Below are 19161 nucleotides of genomic sequence, written 5' to 3' on the forward strand. Positions count from 1 at the left end.
ATTACGACGATCCGTTCTTCTGCGCTCCCAGCAGTCGCAACGCCATGGCGACGACGAGCAGGGTGCCCGCAACCAGTACGATCCACAGCAGCAGACTGCGCCAGTCCTGCGGCTGCGCGGGTTTCGGCGCGGCGACGAGTGCCGCGTCGCCGCTGAGTAAGCGGCCGGCTTCGGGCAGGGCCGGATACGGTTTCCAGTCGGCGCCATGGCGGCGGCGCAGCGCGTCGAGCAAGGTGGCGATCGGGGCGTCGCGCCGACGCGCGTTGGCGCTGCCGGCGGCGATGGTATACGGCCCTTCGCCCTGGGCCAGGAACACGAGCACTTCGGGCCGGTAGCCGAGCACGAGCACCGGTGGCGCATTCGGCGGCGGCACCGCGTCGACGCGCCAGTCGCGGTCGCGCACGCTGGCAGTCAATGGTTGCGGTGTGGAACTCTCCACACTGTCGCCCGAGGCAACGCGGTAGCCGGTCCACGGGCCGGCGCGGGTTACCCAGGGCCGCTGTGCATCGTCGCGACTGAGCACGGTCCAGCTTGCGACGCTGTTGCCGGCGTTCGCACGCACGTCGAGCTGCCGCGCCGGTATGCGCGCGTCCACGCGGTAGCGGTAGAAGACGTGCTCACCGTCTCGCTGTGCCTGCCCGTCGATGCTGATCCAGCGCCATTCCGGTTCGGGCGGTGGCGGTGCTGCTTCGGCATGCACGGCGCTGAAGGCCGGTAGTGTCGCCGGCGCGACTGCGGCGATGCGCAGGTAGCGGAAGCTGCGTTCGCGGCTGAGTTCGACGCGGTTGCGGCGCAGGCGTTCCTCGCCATTGCGCAGGTCCGCTACCACGCCCTCGGCAATGCGGTTCCAGTGCTGCAGATCGTCGCTGCCCGACAGTACGACGGTGTTCTGGAATGGTTCGATATCGGTCCGCCAATCCAGCCGCAGCGCGGCCAGCGGCGTCTTGATCTGGCTCAGATCCAGCAGCAGATCGCGCGAAACCGGCGCGCCGCCGCCGTCCTGCACGGTCGCATCGACGCGCATGACGCGGCCTCGGTCGTCGCGCTCGGCGCGCAGGTTCCAGTCGGCGTCGGTGTCGTTCGGATTATCCGGCGGCAGCGTGAACCAGGGCACCGCGATGTCCTGGCGCGGCCATTCCTGCGCGCTCGCGCCTTCCGGACCGAGCAAGGTCGCCGGCAGCGACTCGCCAGCGGCGTTGAACACCTCGATGTCGGCGAGACCCGGGTCGTGCGCCGCGCGGTACATCGCTTCGCTGAGCACGACGCGAAACGCACCGCCGTCCTCGCGCGCAAGCCGCAACGGCCATTCCTGTGCGTAGTCGCTGCGCTGCGCCGCGAATGCGTTTGCCGCGAGCGTGCACAGCATCAGGACGGCCGCCCGTTTCACAGTTCTGCCTCCACCGGCTTGGGCGGGTTCGGTGCGAAATAGCCCACGACCATGAGCAGACCGCCGACGGCGAGGACGCCGAGGATCGCGTGCAGGTCCTTCAGGTGCGTGCGGTCGATCAGGATCAGCTTGACGATCACGAGACCGACCAGACACGCGCCGCCGATCCAGATCGGTCGTGACAGCCGCCGCGCACCGGTCAGCATCGCGGCGAGTCCGGCCAGGCACCAGACCACTGACAGGCAGGCCTGGGCCAGTGCCGAACGCATCATCGACTCGCTGTCCCAGGGCACGTGGCCGAGGAAATGCACGGCACGCAGCGTGATGCTGGTCATCAGTGCAAATCCGATCACCGCCAACACCTGTGCGCGGAACTGCACGTCGAGCACGGCATTGCCTTCGCCGCCGGCCTGGCGGAACCAGAACAGCAACGCCAGCACGAAGCCGATCTGGGCGAGTTCCAGCGGATTGGCGATGGGCACGTACGCCAGCGGCGCCGGATTGCCTTCGGCGACGAGCCCGATCACCCAGCACGCGCCGAGCAGCAGCGACAGCACCCCGAGCAGGGCCGGGCGTGCCGTTTCGGCATCGTCGCTCAGCGGTAGGCGCAGCGCGCGCCAGCGGCCCAGCGTACCGGCGAAAGCGAGCGCAAACGGCGCGAGGCCGAGCAGCACCTGCCAGATCGTGCCGAGTTGCCAGCTCTCGCGTGACAGATGCACGAGTTGCGCCGCAAGCAGTCCGGCCCAGGTGAACACATGCACCGCATAGGCTGCCGGCAAGGCCGGCGCGAGGCTGACATCCAGATTGCGCTGCGCGCGCAGGCTGGCGGCAAACCAGGCCAGCCACGCGGCGAGGCCCAGCCCGGACAGCGGACCGCCCGGGTTGGCGGCTGCCGTGCTCAGGATGAACAGCGGTGCGATGAAGATGGCGATCAGCGCCGGCCAGCGCAGCTCCGACCACTCCAGGCGGCGCGCGATCTCGCTCGCGAGCAGCGTGGTCACGGCGACGAATACGAGCAGCCAGTTTGCGACCATGTCGGGCGGCGCGAAGCGGTTGATCTCGTTGATACCGAGCACCAGCCACCAGCCCAGCGCCCAGATCAGCAGCAGCGGCGCCATCGCGCTCGTCGAGCTGGCGCGGCGCAGCAGCCAGGTGCTGATGAAGCCGGCCGCGCTGATCAACAGGATGGCGAGGAAATCACCGTTCAGCACCGCGTTCGCGGGCGGAGTGTCGGAGAAGGAATTATTTGCCAAGGTATACAAAACAGAAAGCCCGGCTGCGAGCTGCAGCAGATAGCCGATCACGCGCGGCAGGCGGCGCTGCTGGCGCAGGCCGAGCCAGATCAGCGCCGCGCCTTCGACCGCCCAGGCGCAGGCCGTGGCGCGGGCCGACAGGGCCAGCGGCACTGCAAGTGTGGCAAAGCCGAGCGCGAGCAGCGCATGCGACTGCCCGAGCAGCGTCATCGAGAGACGGCGGAACGCGAACCAGGCCACGCCCATGTGCGCGAATGCGAGCACCAGCGCCGACAGCGCGAGCATCTGCGTGTCGCCATCGAGCAGCGCGGCCTGCAGCGGGAAGGCGAGCAGCGGCGTGCCGAAGACCAGGCTGCCGTCGACGAAACCGCGGCGTTCCTCCGGCTGGCGTAGCGCATACAACACGGGAATCACGAGATAGAACGCGTAGAACAGGATCAGGAACGGTTCGGTCGAGGCGAACAGCTCCGGGCGGTACTTGAGGAAACCCCAGGCCGTGCCGATGCCGAAGGTGAAGACGAAACCGAGCAGGTTCAGCGCGCGCCACGGCTTGACCCAGGCGATACCGAAGATGGCCGCGTTGAGCACTGCGTAGTAGGTGAAAAGTGCCACATGATTGCCGCTGTCGCTGGAGGTCAGGATCGGCGCGAGGAAGCCGCCCACGATCGCGAGCAGCGCAAGCGCGAGCGCATCCTGCGCCACGGCCATGATGCCGGCTGCGCCGACGATGACGACGAGCAGCAGGAACGCGAGGCCCGGCGGAATCAGGCCATGCAGCTTGAAGCTGCCGTACACGACCAGCAGCAGGACGCCGATCGCGCCGCCCTGCAGCGATAGCGCGAAGGCGCGGTGGCTTTCGCGCTTGCGCCAGCCGAACACGAGCCCGGCCAGTGCGGCCGCGGCGATGCCGGCCATGCGCAGTTCGATCGGCACGGTCAGCCAGCCCTGGTCGGCGGCGTATTTCATCAGCGCGCCGACGCCGAGGAACAGGATCAATACGCCGATCTTTACCGGGATGTTGCCTTCGGTGAACCAGCGTCTGATCGCAGCGAACGCGCGCTGCAGCGGATCGGGTTCGTCATTGCGCGGCGCGCGCTCGGGAATCACGGTAGCGCCGCTGACCGGGCGCTGGGCACGCGGACGCGGCGGCGCCTGCGTCTGCGGCCGGACCGGTTCGGGTGCGGCGCCGATGTCGAACACCGCGCGCTGCGGGCGCGATGGCGGAGGAGGAGTAGCCATGTCGCTGAGATCCAGGTTGAAGTCCAGCGGGGGCAGGTCGGTCGGCGCCGGATGCGTGACCGGCTGCATGGGTTCCTGCACCTGCGGCGTGTGGGCGCGCGCACATGTTGATGCCATCGATGCGGAGGGCTCGGGAGTCTGAGCAGGTACCGGTGGCGGCGCGGCGCGTCGGGGCGTTGCGGCCGGCCGGAACGGCGGCAGCGGCGGGGGCTCGGGTTCGGGCTGGGCGGCCGGGGTGTCGTCGTAGTGCTGCTGCGCGGTACGCGCGAGTTCGAGCGTGTGGACTTCCTGCTCCAACTGCGTGACACGGCCCTGCAGTACGTTCAAGCGTCCGAACAGCACCCCGGCCAGGGTGCCGAAGACGGCGCCGATGCCCATGCCATGCGAGAACAGCGTACCGCCGAGAAACGTGCCGACGAACAGACCAATCAACCCTAACAGCCAGGGCATGACGACTTCCCTAAGTGAACGCGACGTTCACACTCTAGCGGCCGGCGCGGTCCGCGTCGCGCTCTCGTGCACCGGTATCGCGATCCGATACCGTCCGGATCAGTAGATGGTTTCGGCGCCGGGCGGGCGCGTCTTGAAGCGCTTGTGTAGCCAGAGGTACTGCGCCGGCGCTTCGCGCACCATGGCTTCGATGGCCTGGTTCACGCGCGCGGTGTCGGCGACGACGTCGTCGCTTGGGAAATTGGCGAGGGGCGCCTCCAGGCGTAGCGTGTAGCCGCCGTCGGCCTCGCGCCGGTGGAAGAACGGCAGCACCTGCGCGCCGGACAGGCGCGCGAGATGATGGGTTGCCGTGATCGTGGAGGCGGGCACGCCGAAGAACGGCACGAACACCGATTCCTTGCCGCGCATGTCCTGGTCGGGCGCATACCAGACCGTGCCGCCGCGCTTGAGGTATTTGACCGTCGCGCGCAGTTCGTCCTTGGTGAACATGGCCTGCGCGTAGCGCAGCCGTGCGGTGAGGACTGCCTGCTCGAACACCGCGTCGTCCATCACGCGGTACATGCCGCTGATGCGGATGCGCCGCGACACGAGCCGCGCGCACAACTCCAGATGCGAAAAGTGTCCGCCGACGAGCAGCACGCCGCGGCCCTCGGCGCGGGCCCGTTCGAGATGCTCCAGGCCATCCACGCGGCAGGGTATCTCGGCGATCTTCGCCTCGCTGCCGAACCAGGCCAGGGCGAATTCGACCAGCATGCGACCGCTGTCGCGTAGGTTGGCCGCGAGCAGATCGGCACGCTGTCGCTCGTCGAGTTGCGGAAAACACAGGGCCAGGTTGCGCGCCGCGATATGCCGGCGTGTCACGAGCAGGCCGCCGGCGAACCAGCCCAGCACACCTGCCAGACGCTGCAGCCACGGCAGTGGCAGACGTGCGACACCGCGCACCAGCGCCAGACCAATGCGCGAGAGCCAGTAACGGGGCGAGGACAGCGAAGGCGGCGTGTCGGTAGCTGGTGAAGGGGCGGACATCGTCCAGAGTTTAGCCGCAAGCCCGCAGTGGATGACTGCGTGACACGGCGAGCGCCTAGCCTGCGCGCACTGGAGGACGACGCTGTCTTTGACCGAACCGGAAACAGTGCTTTGCTACCGTCCTCCCATGCCGATCCCGGAGTCGCCGTCATGTCTGAAGCCACTTCCCGCCCGAGCGCTATCGTCCCAAGCCTGCGCTATCGCGACGCGCCCGCCATGATCGAATGGCTGTGCCGTGTACTCGGTTTCGAAAGACACGCCGTCTACGAGGACGGCGAAGGCGGCATTGCCCACGCGCAGCTGCGTTTCGGCGACGGCATGCTGATGCTGGGCTCGATACGGGACGACGCCTGGGGCGCGCGTTTCGCCGCACCCGCCGATGTCGGCAACCGCGTCACGCAGAGCTGTTACTGCATCGTGGCCGACACCGATGGCCATTACGCGCGGGCCAAGGCCGCTGGCGCGGAGATCGTCGACGAACTGCACAGTCCGGAGCACGGCGGTCGCGCCTACGGTTGCCGCGATCCGGAGGGACAGCTGTGGTGGTTCGGCAGCTACGATCCCTGGCAAACGCCATAGCGTGTCGCGTCACGGCTGCCGCTGCGGCACAGGGCGACCGCCCAGCGGGGATCAGGCCATGGGTTCCGGCGATGGGTGCGGCAGGGCCGGCGGAGCGCAGCGCACCGACCGGTGGGCGTTCGCGCGGGGCCGCTATACTGCGCCGCCGCCAACCGTCAGCCAGGTCGTGTTTCCGCGCTCTCTCTACACCCTCGTGATGTACCTGCTGACGCCCGTGATCCTGTTCCGGCTGGCGCGGCGCGGACTGCACTATCGCGGCTATCTGGGGCGCTGGCGCGAGCGCTTCGGCTTCTTTCCGTCGCCGCGATTCAAGGAAAGCATCTGGATCCACGCCGTATCGGTTGGCGAGGTGAACGCCGCCGTGCCGCTGATCGAGGCGCTGATGCTGCGGCACGCGGACCTTCCGTTCGTCATCACCACGATTACACCGACGGGTTCGGAGCGGGTGCAGAAACTGTTCGGCGATCGGGTCTTCCACGTGTATCTGCCCTACGATCTGCCAGCCTCGGTCGCGCGCTTTCTCGAACGGGTGCGCCCGAGACTGGGCGTGGTCATGGAAACCGAGATCTGGCCGAACCTGTTCCACGAGTGCGAGCGGCGCAGGATTCCTGTCGTGGTGGCGAATGCACGGCTGTCCCAGAAGAGCCTGCGCGGCTACGGGCCGGTGCGGCCGCTGGCGCGCCTGGCCATCCGCTCGGCGCGGCATGTGGCTGCGCAGTCCGATGCGGATGCGCAGCGGTTGCTCGAACTCGGTGCCGACCCGCAGCGGCTGTCGGTGCTCGGCAATATCAAGTTCGATATGGCCGTGCCGGACGAGCTTGCCCGTGTCGGACGCGATCTGCGTGGGCAGTGGGGACCGCACCGCCCGGTCTGGATAGCGGCAAGCACGCACGAAGGCGAGGAACTGCCGGTACTGAAGGCGCATGCGGCGGTGCTGCGGCGGTTTCCCGACGCACTGCTGCTGATCGCGCCGCGTCATCCGGAACGCTTCCGGCCGGTCGCACTGTCGTGCCGCAGCCTTGGCTTCACCACGCGCACGCGCAGCGAGGACGGGCACGCCGGCAGTGCAAGCCAGTGCTTCGTCGTCGATACGCTGGGTGAACTTCTGCACTATTACGCCGCCTCCGACATCGCGTTCGTCGGCGGCAGCCTGGTGCCGATCGGTGGACATAACGTACTGGAGCCCGCGGCGCTATCGGTGCCGGTCGTGGTAGGGCCGAACACCTTCAACTTCGAGGCGATCACGGCCAGCTTGGTACAACAGGGCGGTGCGGCTCAGATCAGCGATGCGGATGCGTTGGGCGCGGCCATCGCGCGTTTTCTCGCCGACGAGGACGGCCGCCGCCGCATGGGCGCGCAGGCGCGCCTGGTATTCGAGCGAGAGCGCGGCGCCGTCGCACGCAACATGGCTGCGATCGAAGCGGTGCTGGCGGCGCCGTAGAAAAGGTCGGCGCAGCTCGGGCGGGCAAGAAAAAAGCGGGCAATGCCCGCTTTTTTCGTATCCGCGGGCGTGGAATCCGGATCACTCGAGCAGCGCGTTGACTTCCTTGAGATCGTTCGGGCCGATGCTGCCGGCCGACTGGCGCAGACGTAGCTGGTTCAGCACGAAGCTGTGGCGTGCCTGCGAGTGATCACGCTGCGCCTGGTAGAGCTGGCGCTGCGACAGGAGCACGTCGACGATGGTGCGCGTACCGACTTCGAAACCCGCCTGCGTCGCTTCGAGCGCGCTACTAGCCGAGACCACCGCCTGCTTGCGCGCCTCGACTTCGCTGATGCCGGCGACGACGGCGCGGAAGTTCAGGCGCGTGTTGCGCACGAGCGCGCGCTTCTGCTGCTCCAGCGCATCCTGCGTGACATCGCGGTCGTAGACGGCCTGGCGCACGCGCGATTGGGTGTAACCGCCGGTAAAGATCGGCACGGTGAGACGCAGGCCGATACCGTGCTGCGTCGTCTTGCCGTTGTTGTGAAACGTGCCTGGGAATTCGCTTGAGCCGCCATCGCCCCAACTCGGGTTGCGCGAATAGCTGACGGTGCCCGACAGCGTCGGCAGGTGCCCGGAACGTGCGGTGTTGATGTTGGCCCGGGCGGCGGCAAGCGCGTATTCCTGCGCCTTCAGACCCGGGTTCTCAGCGACGGCCTTGTCGACCCAGGCCTGCATGTCGTTCGGCACGGGTTCCTGCATCGGCAGATCCGCGCGCAGCCGCGCGAGTTCCGCCGGCTCCTTCGCGGTGATCTCGCGCAAAGCTTCGCGGGCGTCGTCGAGCGCGTTCTGCGCGCTGATCGTCGCGGCGCGGGCCGAGTCGTGCTGGGCCTTGGCTTCGTTGACGTCGGTGATCGCCGAGAGGCCCACTTCGAAGCGCTGCTGCGCCTGGTCGAGCTGGCGGCTCAGTGCCTTTTCTTCGGCCTGGGAAAAGGCCAGCGAGTCTTCCGCGGTCAGCACGGCGAAATACGCTGTGGCGACGCGGATAGACAGGTCCTGCTCGGCCTGCACATACAGCGAATCACCGCGACGGGCGAGTTCCTGCGCCGCCTTGCGCGCGGTCCACTTGCTGAAATCCAGGATGGACTGGGTCAGCGTGCCGCTCAGTGTCGTGCTGCGGCCGTCGCTATTGCTCGTCGAAACTCGTGGGCCGAGGTTGCCTTCGGCGTCGGCGGATATGCCGGCGCTGTACTGGTCGCGGCTGCTGTCGTTGAAATCGAACACTGCGGCGATCTGCGGCAGCAGCTGCGAGGTGGCCTGATCGACACCCTCGGCCGTGGAAAGGCGCTGCGCTTCGGCACCCGACAGTACCGGGTCGTTCTGGCGTGCGAGGTCGTAGACCTGGATCAAATCTTCGGCCGATGCGAGTGCCGGCACCAGCGCGAGCGCCAGTGACAGGGGCAACAGCTTGAACGGGTTTCGCTTGGTCATTGTCGCTTCCTGGAAGGGAGCCGTCCTGGATTTAAGGCTCAAAAGTGGGGCGAACTCGCTCGGCCTGGACTGTCAGAGACTGAACCGCTTCGGCGGCGCGGCGTTCGTCAGATAGGCGAGGTCGGTTTCGAACAAAGAGATTTCGCGCAAATGGGTGCCGTCGCGCGTAAACACAATGGCCTGTTGCGCCGGTGATTCGCCGATGACGGCGAACAGGCGTCCGCCGGGCCTGAGCCAGGCCGCGAAGCGCTCCGGCAGCGTGCAGACCGCACCGGTCAGAACGATGGCATCGAACTCGCGGCCGGGCTGGAATTCACGCACGGCTTCGGCAACTTCCACTTTTGCGTTGGTGATCCCGTCGCGCTGCAGGCGCTCGCGCGCCGTCGCGGCCAGGTCTGCATGTTGTTCCACGCTGACCACGTCGCGGCCTAGGCGGGCGAGGCAAGCGGTCAGGAAACCCGAGCCCGTGCCGATTTCGAGAACGCTGTCGCCGGGCTGCACATCGAGCGCCTGCAGCACGCGGCCTTCGACGACAGGCTTCATCATGAATTCGCCGTGCGCCAGCGGCAGCTCCAGGTCGGCGAAGGCGAGCTGACGATGCGCCTCGCTGACATAGTGTTCGCGTTGTACCTGGCCCAGAACCGCGAGCACGCGCGCATCGAGCACGTCCCAGGGACGCACCTGCTGCTCGATCATGTTGAAACGAGCCCTTTCGAGATTCAGGGACACGGCGGCGACTCCGACGGGAAAAGGGGCGAAAGCATAGGCTCTGGCGCCCGTTACGGCAAATTCAGCATCGCTGTTCCCAGCCGACTTCCGTAGTGCCGGAAGTCATCGCAAGTAACTGACATTACTCACCTTACGCTGTCCGGCGCGGACTTCCGGACAGGGCCGGACGTCCGTTCACGGGGAGGCGTGAACGGGCGTGCAGGACGCTGGCAGCGAGCCGTTGATCGACGCGTTCGATGCGCGTGAGCGCCTGCGGGTTGCGCGCATGGGTCTGCCAGCCCAGCCAGCGAATCAGGCGCGAGAGGTCAAGTTTGTCGAGCGCGGCAATGCGTACGCGCGCCGCCATGGCGAGGCTGGCGTCGAAATGACGCATGTCCAGCACTTCGGAAAACGCGCGTTGGGCGAGTTTGAACGTTTGGCTCAACTGCAGTTCGGGTATGGGTGACATGGTCCTGGTCCTATGCGCCGGTCGGTGCGTGCCCCGCGTCCGGACGTTTGATCCGGAACCACGCGGCATACAGCGCAGGCAGAAAAAGCAGGGTCAGCGCCGTTGCAACGAACAGGCCACCCATGATGGCAACGGCCATCGGTCCGAAAAATGCGCTGCGCGACAGCGGGATCATCGCGAGGATGGCCGCAAGCGCGGTGAGCACGATGGGGCGGAAGCGACGCACGGTCGCATCGATGATCGCATCCCAGGGCGCGTGGCCCTTGGCGATGTCCTGCTCGATCTGGTCGATAAGGATCACCGAATTGCGCATGATCATGCCGGACAGTGCGATCGTGCCGAGCATGGCCACGAAACCGAACGGCACGTTGAATACGAGCAGGAACAGGGTCACGCCGATCAGGCCCAGCGGGGCGGTCAGGAACACCATCACGGTGCGGCTGAAGCTCTTGAGTTGCAGCATCAGCAGGGTCAGCACCACGAACAGGAACAGCGGCACGCCGGCGTTGACCGAACGCTGGCCCTTGCCCGAGTCCTCGACCGTGCCTCCCACCTCGAGCAGATAGCCTGCGGGAAGCTTGGCGCGGACGGCTTCGAGCGTCGGATCGATTGCGGCGGTGATCGACGGCGGCTGCATCAGACCGTCCGTATCGCCGCGCACGGTGATGGTCGGCAGTCGGTTGCGGCGCCAGATGATGCCTTCCTCGATCGAGTATTGCAGGCGTGCTATCTGGCTCAGCGGTATGGTCCTGCCCGAGGCGGTCGGTACGGCGAGATTGTCCAGCAGCGACAGTTTCGCGCGCTCCTCGTCCGGGCCGCGCAGCATCACCTGGATCAGTTCGTCCTTTTCGCGGTAGATCGAGATCGGTACGCCAGACAGGGAACTTTGCAGAAAGTTGGACAAATCCTGCGAGCTGACGCCGAGTACGCGTGCGCGGTCCTGGTCGATATCGAGACGTATGACCTTGCTCGGTTCGTCCCAGTCCAGGTTCACATTGCGCATATGCGGATTCTTGCGCACCTCGTCGGCGACTTCGCGTGCGAGCTTGCGCACCAGGCCGATGTCCTCGCCCGACACGCGGAACTGGATCGGATAGCCGACCGGCGGGCCGTTCTCCAGACGCAGCACTCGGCCGCGTACTTCGGGAAAGTCCACTTCGAACAGCTTTAGCAGGTCGGCGCGCAGGCGCTCGCGTTCCTGCGGCCCTTTCGTCAGCAGCACGAACTGGGCGAAGCTGGCCTGCGGCAGCTGCTGATCGAGCGGCAGGTAGAAGCGCGGAGAGCCGGTGCCGACGTAGCTGACGTAGTTTTCCAGCTCCGCGCGCTGGCTAAGCCATTGCTCGAGTTTCTTGACCTGGGCCGCGGTTGCCTCGAGCGACGATCCTTCGGTCAGCTTCATGTCGACCATCAGCTCGGGCCGGGTCGAATCCGGGAAAAACTGCTGCTGCACGAAGCGGAAGCCGATGATCGAGGCGACGAACAGCAGCAGGGTGAACGCGATGACGAGCCGGCGATGTGAGACACACCACTCGACCACGTCGCGGAAGCGACGGTAGAACGACGAGGCATACGGATCGTGGTCGTGCCCGTGTGCCGGCCCGCCGGCCAGTGCGCCACGCAGGCGGCGCGGCAGCAGGCTGATCGCGCGACGCCGCAGAGAATCGGCGCGCGCGGCGAAGGAACCGGGTTGCGGCGGAGCGGCCGGTTTGCCGAGGTCGGGCAGGAGCTTGTAGCCCAGGTAAGGAATGAAGATGACCGCCGCGACCCACGAGATGATCAGGGCGATGGTGACTACCTGGAAAATGGAACGGGTGTACTCGCCGGTGCCTGACTGCGCTGTGGCGATAGGCAGGAAGCCTGCGGCCGTGACCAGCGTGCCGGTCAGCATCGGAAACGCGGTCGAGGTATAGGCGAAGGCGGCGGCGCTCACCCGGTCGTAGCCCTGCTCCATCTTCACCGCCATCATCTCGACCGCAATGATGGCATCGTCGACGAGCAAGCCCAGCGCGAGTACCAGCGCACCGAGCGAGATCTTGTGGAGGTCGATGCCGAAATAACTCATCGCCGCGAAGGTCATCGCGAGCACCAACGGGATCGACAGCGCCACGACCAGACCGGTGCGGAAGCCCAGCGAGAAGAAGCTCACGAGCAGTACGATGATCACTGCCTCGGCCAGCGTGCGTACGAACTCGTTTACCGAGCGCTGCACCGCATGCGGCTGGTCGGCGACACGGGCGAGTTCCAGGCCGGTGGGCAGTGCGAGTTCGAGTTGCTTGGTCGCGGCGTCGAGATCGCGGCCCAGCACGATGATGTCGCCGCCTTTTTTCATCGACACGGCAATGCCTATGCCGTCCTTGCCCATGAAGCGCATGCGCGGCTGCGGCGGATCGGAATAGGCACGCTTGACCTCGGCCACGTCGCTCAGGCGGAACAGGCGGCCGTTGGCGCGAATGGCGATGTCTCCGATGGCTTTTTCCGAATCGAAGGCGCCGGAGGTGCGCAGGTAGATGCGGTCCGATGCGGTTTCGAAGCTGCCGGCAGGTGTGATCGCGTTCTGCGCCTCGAGCGTGGCCTGCACCTGGGCGAAGCTCACGCCCAGTGTAGCGAGCTTCGCATTGGAGACTTCGATGTAGATCTTTTCGTCCTGCAGGCCGATGAGACTGACTTTCGCCACATTCGGCACCCGCAGCATCGCGAGCTTGAGGCGTTCGGCGTAGTCCTTGAGCAGCGCATAGGAGAACCCGTCGCCGGTCAGTGCATAGATGTTGCCGAAGGTGTCGCCGAATTCATCGTTGAAGAAGGGACCCTGCGCGCCTGGCGGCAATGTGTGGCGGATATCGCCGACCTTCTTGCGCACCTGGTACCACAGGTCCGGCACATGGCGAGATTCCAGCGAGTCCTTGGCGACGACGATGATTTGAGATTCGCCGGGGCGCGCATAGCTGCGCAGGAATTCGAGGTCCGGCAGTTCCTGCAGCTTCTTTTCTATGCGTTCGGTGACTTGCTCATTGATCTCGGCGGCGGTCGCGCCGGGCCAGGTCGTTTGAATGACCATGGCCTTGAAGGTGAATGGCGGGTCTTCCGACTGCCCCAGCGACCGGTACGACAGTATTCCCACCAGCGCGAGCACGACGATGAAGTAGCGCACGACGGACTGGTTCTTCAGCGCCCACTCGGACAAGTTGAATTGGTTCATTGTTGTTCTTGTGGCGAATGGCGGTTAACGGCGGTCGCACAGGAGTGCAAAGGATGCAATCCCGGAGCGTTCGGTAAGAGGTGCCCGGATCGCTGCACGGCCACTGGGGAAGGGGAGGGTGGCAGGTGCAGCGATCGGGCGGGGAAGCCAAGGCCGCAGCGCTTACAAGGTGAGCGGCTTGTTACTGTGATCGACCGGACGGATGGCCTGGCCTTCGCGCAACTTGTGCACTCCGGCAGCGATGATCCAGTCCTGGGTGTTCACCCCGTCAGTCAGCACGACCCCCTGTTCACGATAGGCGCGGACGGTGACCGACGCGAGATGCACCTGACGTGTCTTGGCGTCGACCAGCCACACTGCTGGTTTGCCATCCTTCTCATACAGTGCGGAGAGCGGGATCAGATGGGCGGCATTACTTTCGGTGCCACTGAAGAATACGCGTGCAGTCTGGCCGAGTTTGGCCCTGTCCGAACTGTCGCCGAGGGCGACGCGGACGCGGAAGGTCCGTGTCGTCGAGTCGGCTTCCGGCGCGATCTCGCGCAGCGTGCCGGCGAGGTGTATACCGGATTCGGCCCAGAGTTCGATTGTGGCGGCCTGGTCCTTGCGGTAGTCGGAGATGCGGCTCTCGGGCACGCTGATCTCGACTTCGCGCTCGCCATCGCGCGCCAGCGAGGCGATCGTCTGGCCTGGAGCCACGACCTGGCCGGCTTCGACGACGATTGACGTGATCACACCGTCGTGATCGGCGCGAAGCTCGCTGTAGCCGGCCTGATTCTGGGCGACGTTCAGCGTTGCGCGGGCTTCCGTCGCTCGTGCTGCCGCCGCCTTCAGGCGGTTGTCGACCGCATCGAACTGGGTTTCGCTGACGAAGTTCTTGCCGCGCAGCGCCTCGTAGCGGGCGCGTTCGGACTTGGCTGTAGCCAGATCGGCGTCCGCCGCAGCGAGCGCCGCACGCGCGCTGCCGGCTTGGAGCTGCAAGTCTTGAGGGTCGAGTTCGGCGATGAGGTCGCCAGCTTTCACATGAGCGCCAACATCGACGCGGCGCTGGCGTATCTTGCCGCCGACGCGGAAGCCCAGAGTGCTCTCGTAGCGAGCCTTGATGTCGCCACTATATAAGTTGCCGGCTTCGGCCGCAGCGGACTGCGGACGTGCGACGATGGCGGGGCGGATCGGTTCCTGCGGTTCGGCGTGGGTACGACAGCCAGAAAGCCACAGCACGGGAAGAATCAGCAGGAGGCCAAGTCCCAGGCGGCGCAGCGGATTCAGCGGACTGGGGGCAGCAGAGGCGCGCATTGTTACAATCCTCGACAGAGACAAACGGGTTTACCTGAACTGCCCGGTATAGTATCTTTACTAAACTGCACTGTCTAGTATTCATTGGCCATGTCATCAGTGATGAAACAGGCCGCTCCCGGGCGGCCGAAAGACCTAGAAAAGCGCGCGGCGATTCTCGAAGCCGGTAAACGTCTTTTCCCCCGCCACGGCTTCGACGGCACCAGCATGGATGCCATCGCCGCGGAAGCTGGCGTGTCCAAGCTGACTGTCTACAGTCATTTCAATGACAAGGAGACGCTCTTCAAGTCAGTCATCGAGGCCAAGTGCGAGGAACAGCTGCCTCCCGCGCTGTTCCTGGCCGATCTGACGGGCCCCATCCGTGGTCAACTGCTGACGATCGCGCGCGCGTTCTTCTCGTTGATCACGAGCGAAGAGTCGATTTCGTTGCACCGCATGATGACCTCGCAGGCGCAGCCCACCAAGCTCGCACAATTGTTCTGGGAGGCGGGTCCGAAAAAGTTGCAGGCGGCGTTCGAAGCGTTCCTGCAGGCCGAGGTGGAAGGCGGAAAGCTTGAAATTCCCGACGTATGGCGAGCGACCTCGCAGTTCTTCTGTCTCCTGAAGGGTGAGCTGCACGCGCGCATGATGTGTGGTTGCTCCGAACCGTTCTGCGAAACGGCCATTGAAGACCATATCAACGCGACCGTGGACATGTTCGTGCGCGCCTACTCGCCTTGCCGCGGCAGCGCCTGAGCGCCACGCTGCTCTCGCCGCCGGCCCCCGCTTCGTGCTTGAATGCGGTTCTGAAGCGGGGGTGCCCAGAGGTTCGGGCTGAGAGAGTCCCTTCGTACCTGACCCGGATCATGCCGGCGTAGGAAGCTTCGTTGCAGCGCCGTTGGTGGCGTTGCGCGCCGCCGCTTCGTCCCCCGACCTTTGAGGACGATGCCGATGAATGCCCTGCCTTCCGACCTGGTGCGCCAGACCCAGGAACTGTCCGACCATGTGACGCGCCCCATTCCGGGCTCGCGCAAGATCCATGTCGCCGGCAGTCGGCAAGATCTGCGCGTGCCGTTGCGCGAAGTCGTTCTCTCGGACACGCCGCTGATGTTTGGTGCCGAAAAGAACGCACCAGTGACGGTCTACGACACGTCCGGACCGTACACCGACCCGGATTACCGGATCGACCTGAGCGCAGGTCTCCCCGCGCTTCGCGCGCGCTGGATCGCCGAGCGCGGCGACGTCGAGGAACTGCCGGGCCTCACCTCGGAGTTCGGCCGCAAGCGTGCGTCCGACCACAAGCTCGACGCCGTGCGCTTTCCGAACCTGCATCTCCCGCTGCGCGCCAGGGCTGGCGCCAACGTCACGCAGATGCACTATGCGCGCAAGGGCATCGTTACGCCGGAAATGGAGTTCGTCGCTCTGCGCGAAAACCAGCGCATCGAGGCTCTTGAAGCGCACCTGCGTGTGCAGCATGCGGGCGAGAGCTTCGGCGCTGCGTTGCCTGGTCGGATCACGCCCGAGTTCGTCCGCGACGAAGTCGCGCGCGGCCGCGCGATCATTCCCAACAACATCAACCATCCCGAGTCCGAGCCGATGATCATCGGCCGCAACTTCCTGACCAAGATCAACGCCAACATCGGCAACTCGGCGGTGACGTCGTCCATTGCCGAAGAAGTCGAAAAAATGGTCTGGTCGATCCGCTGGGGTGGCGATACCGTGATGGACTTGTCCACCGGCAAGCATATCCATGAAACCCGCGAATGGATCTTGCGCAATTCGCCGGTGCCGATCGGCACCGTGCCGATCTATCAGGCGCTGGAAAAGGTCGACGGCAAGGCCGAAGAGCTGACCTGGGCAATATTCCGCGACACGCTGATCGAGCAGGCGGAGCAGGGCGTCGACTATTTCACGATCCATGCGGGCGTGCGTCTGGCCCACATCCCGCTGACCGCCAAGCGCGTCACCGGCATTGTCAGCCGCGGCGGTTCAATACTCGCGAAGTGGTGCCTTGCCCACCACCGCGAAAATTTCCTCTATACGCATTTCGAGGAAATCTGCGAAATCATGAAGGCCTACGATGTCGCGTTCTCGCTCGGCGACGGCCTGCGTCCAGGTTCCATCGCCGATGCCAACGACGCGGCGCAGTTCGCCGAACTCGATACTTTGGGAGAGCTAACCCATATCGCGTGGAAGCACGACGTGCAGACCATGATCGAGGGGCCGGGCCATGTGCCCATGCAGCTCATCAAGGAAAACATGGAGCGTCAGCTGCGCGTCTGCAGCGAGGCGCCGTTCTACACGCTCGGACCGCTGACCACGGATATCGCGCCGGGCTACGACCACATCACGAGCGCGATCGGTGCTGCGATGATCGGCTGGTTCGGCACCGCGATGCTGTGCTATGTCACGCCCAAAGAACATCTGGGCCTGCCGAACAAGCAGGACGTGCGCGACGGCATCATCGCCTACAAGATCGCCGCCCACGCAGCCGACCTTGCCAAGGGCCATCCCGGCGCCCAGGCCCGTGACAACGCGTTGTCCAAGGCGCGTTTCGAATTCCGCTGGCAGGACCAGTTCAACCTGGGTCTCGATCCGGAAAAGGCGCAGGAGTTCCATGACGAAACCCTGCCCAAGGACGCGCACAAGGTGGCCCATTTCTGCTCGATGTGCGGACCTCACTTCTGCTCGATGAAGATCACGCAGGATGTGCGCGATTACGCCGCGGAAAAAGGCGTCAGCGAAGCAACCGCGATCGAGGAAGGCATGCAAAGCAAGGCTCAGGAATTCCGCGATGGCGGCGCTCAGCTGTACCGCGAAGCCTGAAGCCCGCGTACTCGCTGCGCAGAAAACGGGAGCTTCGGCTCCCGTTTCCGGGTGCAAAGTCGGGCAGCGCTAGTGGCTTGTAACGAGCAAATCGGTAGAAGGGTCGCGAAGGCATGGTCGTGCAGGACACTGCTGCGCAGCGCGGCCAATTGCCCTCGCTGTTGGCCAAGTGTGCAGCAGTGTCCTGCACGGCCAGGCCAAGCGAGTTGCTATCGATTTGTCTGGTGGAGTCGCTAGAACCCGTTGCGGAAGATCACGTCTTCCGGCGACTGACGCTCGACTGCGCCGAGTTCGACGCGACCGCCGCTTACGCGCGGCAGGCCGCGCTGATCGGTGGTGGGCAGTCCGGCGCCCGCGGGGTCGCCGGCGTTGAGCACCGGACTGCCGACGGCCGGAAGCAGGCTCAGCGTTGGGCCGCCGTTGACTCCAAGCGCACCGAGCAGCGGGTCCGTGCCGGTGGTGAGGTTGCCGCTCCCGGTCGCGAGCGTCGCGCCCGCGGGATTTTTGACCAATGTGTAATTCGGCGCGAATACGCCGCTCAGGTCAGGCGACGCCGGCGCATTGTTATTGGCGACGATGCTGTTGCGCAGCGTTGCGCCGGTACCGTCCCGCGCGATGCCGCCGCCGCTCACGGCGGAGTTGCCTGCGATAGTGCTGGACGCAACGGAAAGGGCCGTCGCACCCGCGCTGTACATGCCGCCGCCATTGGCCAGCGCGCTGGCGTTTCCGGCCAGGGTCAGGTTGGCGAGGGTCAACGCACCCGCGTTTTGGAAGGCGATGCCGCCGCCGGCCTGCTGGGCGTTGTTGCTGGTTATGCTGCTGTCCCGCAGCGTAACGTTAACTTGACCGCCGAATATGCCTCCGCCGGCGAGATCGGCCGTGTTGCCGCTCACTTGCACGCGCTCCAGCGTCGATTGGGCGACGATCGGCAGCGCGTCCGGCGGTAGCGCGCTGATCCACAGCGCGCCTCCCTGGCCCTTCTGGCTGGTGTTGCTGTTGAGCCGCGTCGCGCTGATCGTTGCGGTCGCAGTCGCCTTGGAGCCGTCGATGCGCAGGCCGCCTCCGCCAGAGATGCCGCCAACGCCCGGTGCGACGGTGCTGCTGGTGTTGTTGCTGAAGTCGCTCAACGAGATGTTCAGACTGACCGCACGGATGAAGGCGCCGCCACCGTTCTTCGCGGCGATGTTGCCGGTAGCCGCGACGTTTTCGACCACCACAGAATCGATGTCCTGCGCGCCGAAGCCGCCGCCGTCAGCACTTGCGTTGTTGTTCTCAAAGCGGGTGTTGCGCAGGGTCAGCGTCGTCGACGCGGCCGGAAACGCATAAAGGCCGCCGCCACGTTGCGCCGTGTTGTTCCGGAACACGCAGTTCGAAACGGTCAGGTCACTGTCACCGACAAAGACCGCGCCACCGTCGTCCGGCGTGCTGGCATTGATCAGGCTGAGTCCGCTGATGCTTACCGCAAAGACGTCCCCCGGGGTCGTCGGTGCGACGTGGAATATGCGCGAGGTGTTGTTGCCACTCAGACTCAGGCGTGGCGCACCCGGCCCGATAATCGTCAGCGCGTCGAAGATCTCTATCGCGCCGCTGGAAAAGGTGATTGTGCCGCTGACTCCGCCACCAAAAGTGATCGTGTCCGCGCCGGCACTGCGGTTGGCCTGATCGACCGCATCGCGCAGGCTGCCAGTGCCCGTATCGCCGGTGTTGGATACGGTGAACGTGGCCGCTTCCGCCGCGGCGGGCGTCAGGCCACCAATGAACAAAATACGCGCGAACGCGATCAGGACGCTCGCGCGGCGTCCACTTGATATGGTGTACATGTGTTCCCCTCTGAGCCAGCCGGCC

At 65.6% G+C, this 19161-nt stretch carries 13 protein-coding genes and 1 riboswitch; of the genes, 4 read left to right on the plus strand and 9 right to left on the minus strand.

Features of this window, described 5'->3' with window-relative positions; all coding sequences use genetic code 11:
• Position 1 precedes the first annotated feature (1 nt).
• The 3 genes from RUU78_RS18960 to lpxL all read right to left on the minus strand — a co-directional run bounded on the left by RUU78_RS18960 (position 2) and on the right by lpxL (position 5355).
• Positions 2–1387 carry a DUF3999 domain-containing protein gene (locus RUU78_RS18960; RefSeq protein ID WP_313919127.1) on the minus strand — a complete coding sequence of 462 codons (1386 nt, stop codon included), beginning with the start codon at positions 1385–1387 and terminating at the stop codon, positions 2–4.
• A complete protein-coding gene (locus tag RUU78_RS18965; protein WP_313919129.1) occupies positions 1384–4329 on the minus strand; it encodes a DUF2339 domain-containing protein in 2946 nt (981 codons plus the stop codon). The genes RUU78_RS18960 and RUU78_RS18965 overlap by 4 nt, the downstream gene beginning before the upstream one ends.
• A gap of 99 nt (positions 4330–4428) precedes the next feature.
• Positions 4429–5355, minus strand: a complete 927-nt coding sequence (lpxL, locus tag RUU78_RS18970; protein ID WP_313919130.1) for an LpxL/LpxP family Kdo(2)-lipid IV(A) lauroyl/palmitoleoyl acyltransferase — start codon at positions 5353–5355, stop codon at positions 4429–4431.
• A 150-nt stretch (positions 5356–5505) separates the two neighbouring features.
• Here lpxL and RUU78_RS18975 point away from each other — a divergent pair, with 150 nt between their 5' ends.
• On the plus strand, positions 5506–5934 hold the full coding sequence (locus RUU78_RS18975) for a VOC family protein (RefSeq protein ID WP_313919132.1): 429 nt from the start codon (positions 5506–5508) through the stop codon (positions 5932–5934).
• 58 nt (positions 5935–5992) lie between these two features.
• The gene (gene waaA / locus RUU78_RS18980; protein WP_313919133.1) at positions 5993–7375 is read left to right on the plus strand and encodes a lipid IV(A) 3-deoxy-D-manno-octulosonic acid transferase; all 1383 of its coding nucleotides are present in this window, start codon (positions 5993–5995) and stop codon (positions 7373–7375) included.
• An 81-nt stretch (positions 7376–7456) separates the two neighbouring features.
• Here the strand turns inward: waaA and RUU78_RS18985 are convergent, their stop codons facing one another.
• From RUU78_RS18985 to RUU78_RS19005, 5 genes are all read right to left on the minus strand, one after another.
• Complete coding sequence (locus RUU78_RS18985; protein WP_313919135.1) at positions 7457–8845, minus strand: TolC family outer membrane protein; 1389 nt, start codon at positions 8843–8845, stop codon at positions 7457–7459.
• Between the two features lie 72 nt (positions 8846–8917).
• Complete coding sequence (locus RUU78_RS18990) at positions 8918–9574, minus strand: protein-L-isoaspartate O-methyltransferase (RefSeq protein ID WP_313919136.1); 657 nt, start codon at positions 9572–9574, stop codon at positions 8918–8920.
• Positions 9575–9704: 130 nt separating this feature from the next.
• Positions 9705–10022 (minus strand): hypothetical protein, encoded by a 318-nt coding sequence (locus tag RUU78_RS18995; protein ID WP_313919138.1) that lies wholly within the window; start codon positions 10020–10022, stop codon positions 9705–9707.
• A 10-nt stretch (positions 10023–10032) separates the two neighbouring features.
• Positions 10033–13218 (minus strand): efflux RND transporter permease subunit, encoded by a 3186-nt coding sequence (locus RUU78_RS19000; RefSeq protein ID WP_313919139.1) that lies wholly within the window; start codon positions 13216–13218, stop codon positions 10033–10035.
• Positions 13219–13380: 162 nt separating this feature from the next.
• Positions 13381–14511 carry an efflux RND transporter periplasmic adaptor subunit gene (locus tag RUU78_RS19005; RefSeq protein ID WP_313919140.1) on the minus strand — a complete coding sequence of 377 codons (1131 nt, stop codon included), beginning with the start codon at positions 14509–14511 and terminating at the stop codon, positions 13381–13383.
• A 102-nt stretch (positions 14512–14613) separates the two neighbouring features.
• Here RUU78_RS19005 and RUU78_RS19010 point away from each other — a divergent pair, with 102 nt between their 5' ends.
• Together RUU78_RS19010 and thiC are read left to right on the plus strand one after the other, a co-directional pair.
• Positions 14614–15246 (plus strand): TetR/AcrR family transcriptional regulator, encoded by a 633-nt coding sequence (locus RUU78_RS19010; protein ID WP_313919143.1) that lies wholly within the window; start codon positions 14614–14616, stop codon positions 15244–15246.
• Between the two features lie 47 nt (positions 15247–15293).
• Positions 15294–15388: riboswitch (TPP riboswitch) on the plus strand.
• A 53-nt stretch (positions 15389–15441) separates the two neighbouring features.
• Positions 15442–17316 carry a phosphomethylpyrimidine synthase ThiC gene (thiC, locus tag RUU78_RS19015; protein ID WP_313919144.1) on the plus strand — a complete coding sequence of 625 codons (1875 nt, stop codon included), beginning with the start codon at positions 15442–15444 and terminating at the stop codon, positions 17314–17316.
• Between the two features lie 233 nt (positions 17317–17549).
• Here the strand turns inward: thiC and RUU78_RS19020 are convergent, their stop codons facing one another.
• Positions 17550–19136 (minus strand): choice-of-anchor Q domain-containing protein, encoded by a 1587-nt coding sequence (locus RUU78_RS19020; RefSeq protein WP_313919145.1) that lies wholly within the window; start codon positions 19134–19136, stop codon positions 17550–17552.
• Positions 19137–19161: the final 25 nt, after the last annotated feature.

Source organism: Tahibacter sp. (assembly GCF_032229445.1).
GTDB lineage: Bacteria > Pseudomonadota > Gammaproteobacteria > Xanthomonadales > Rhodanobacteraceae > Tahibacter.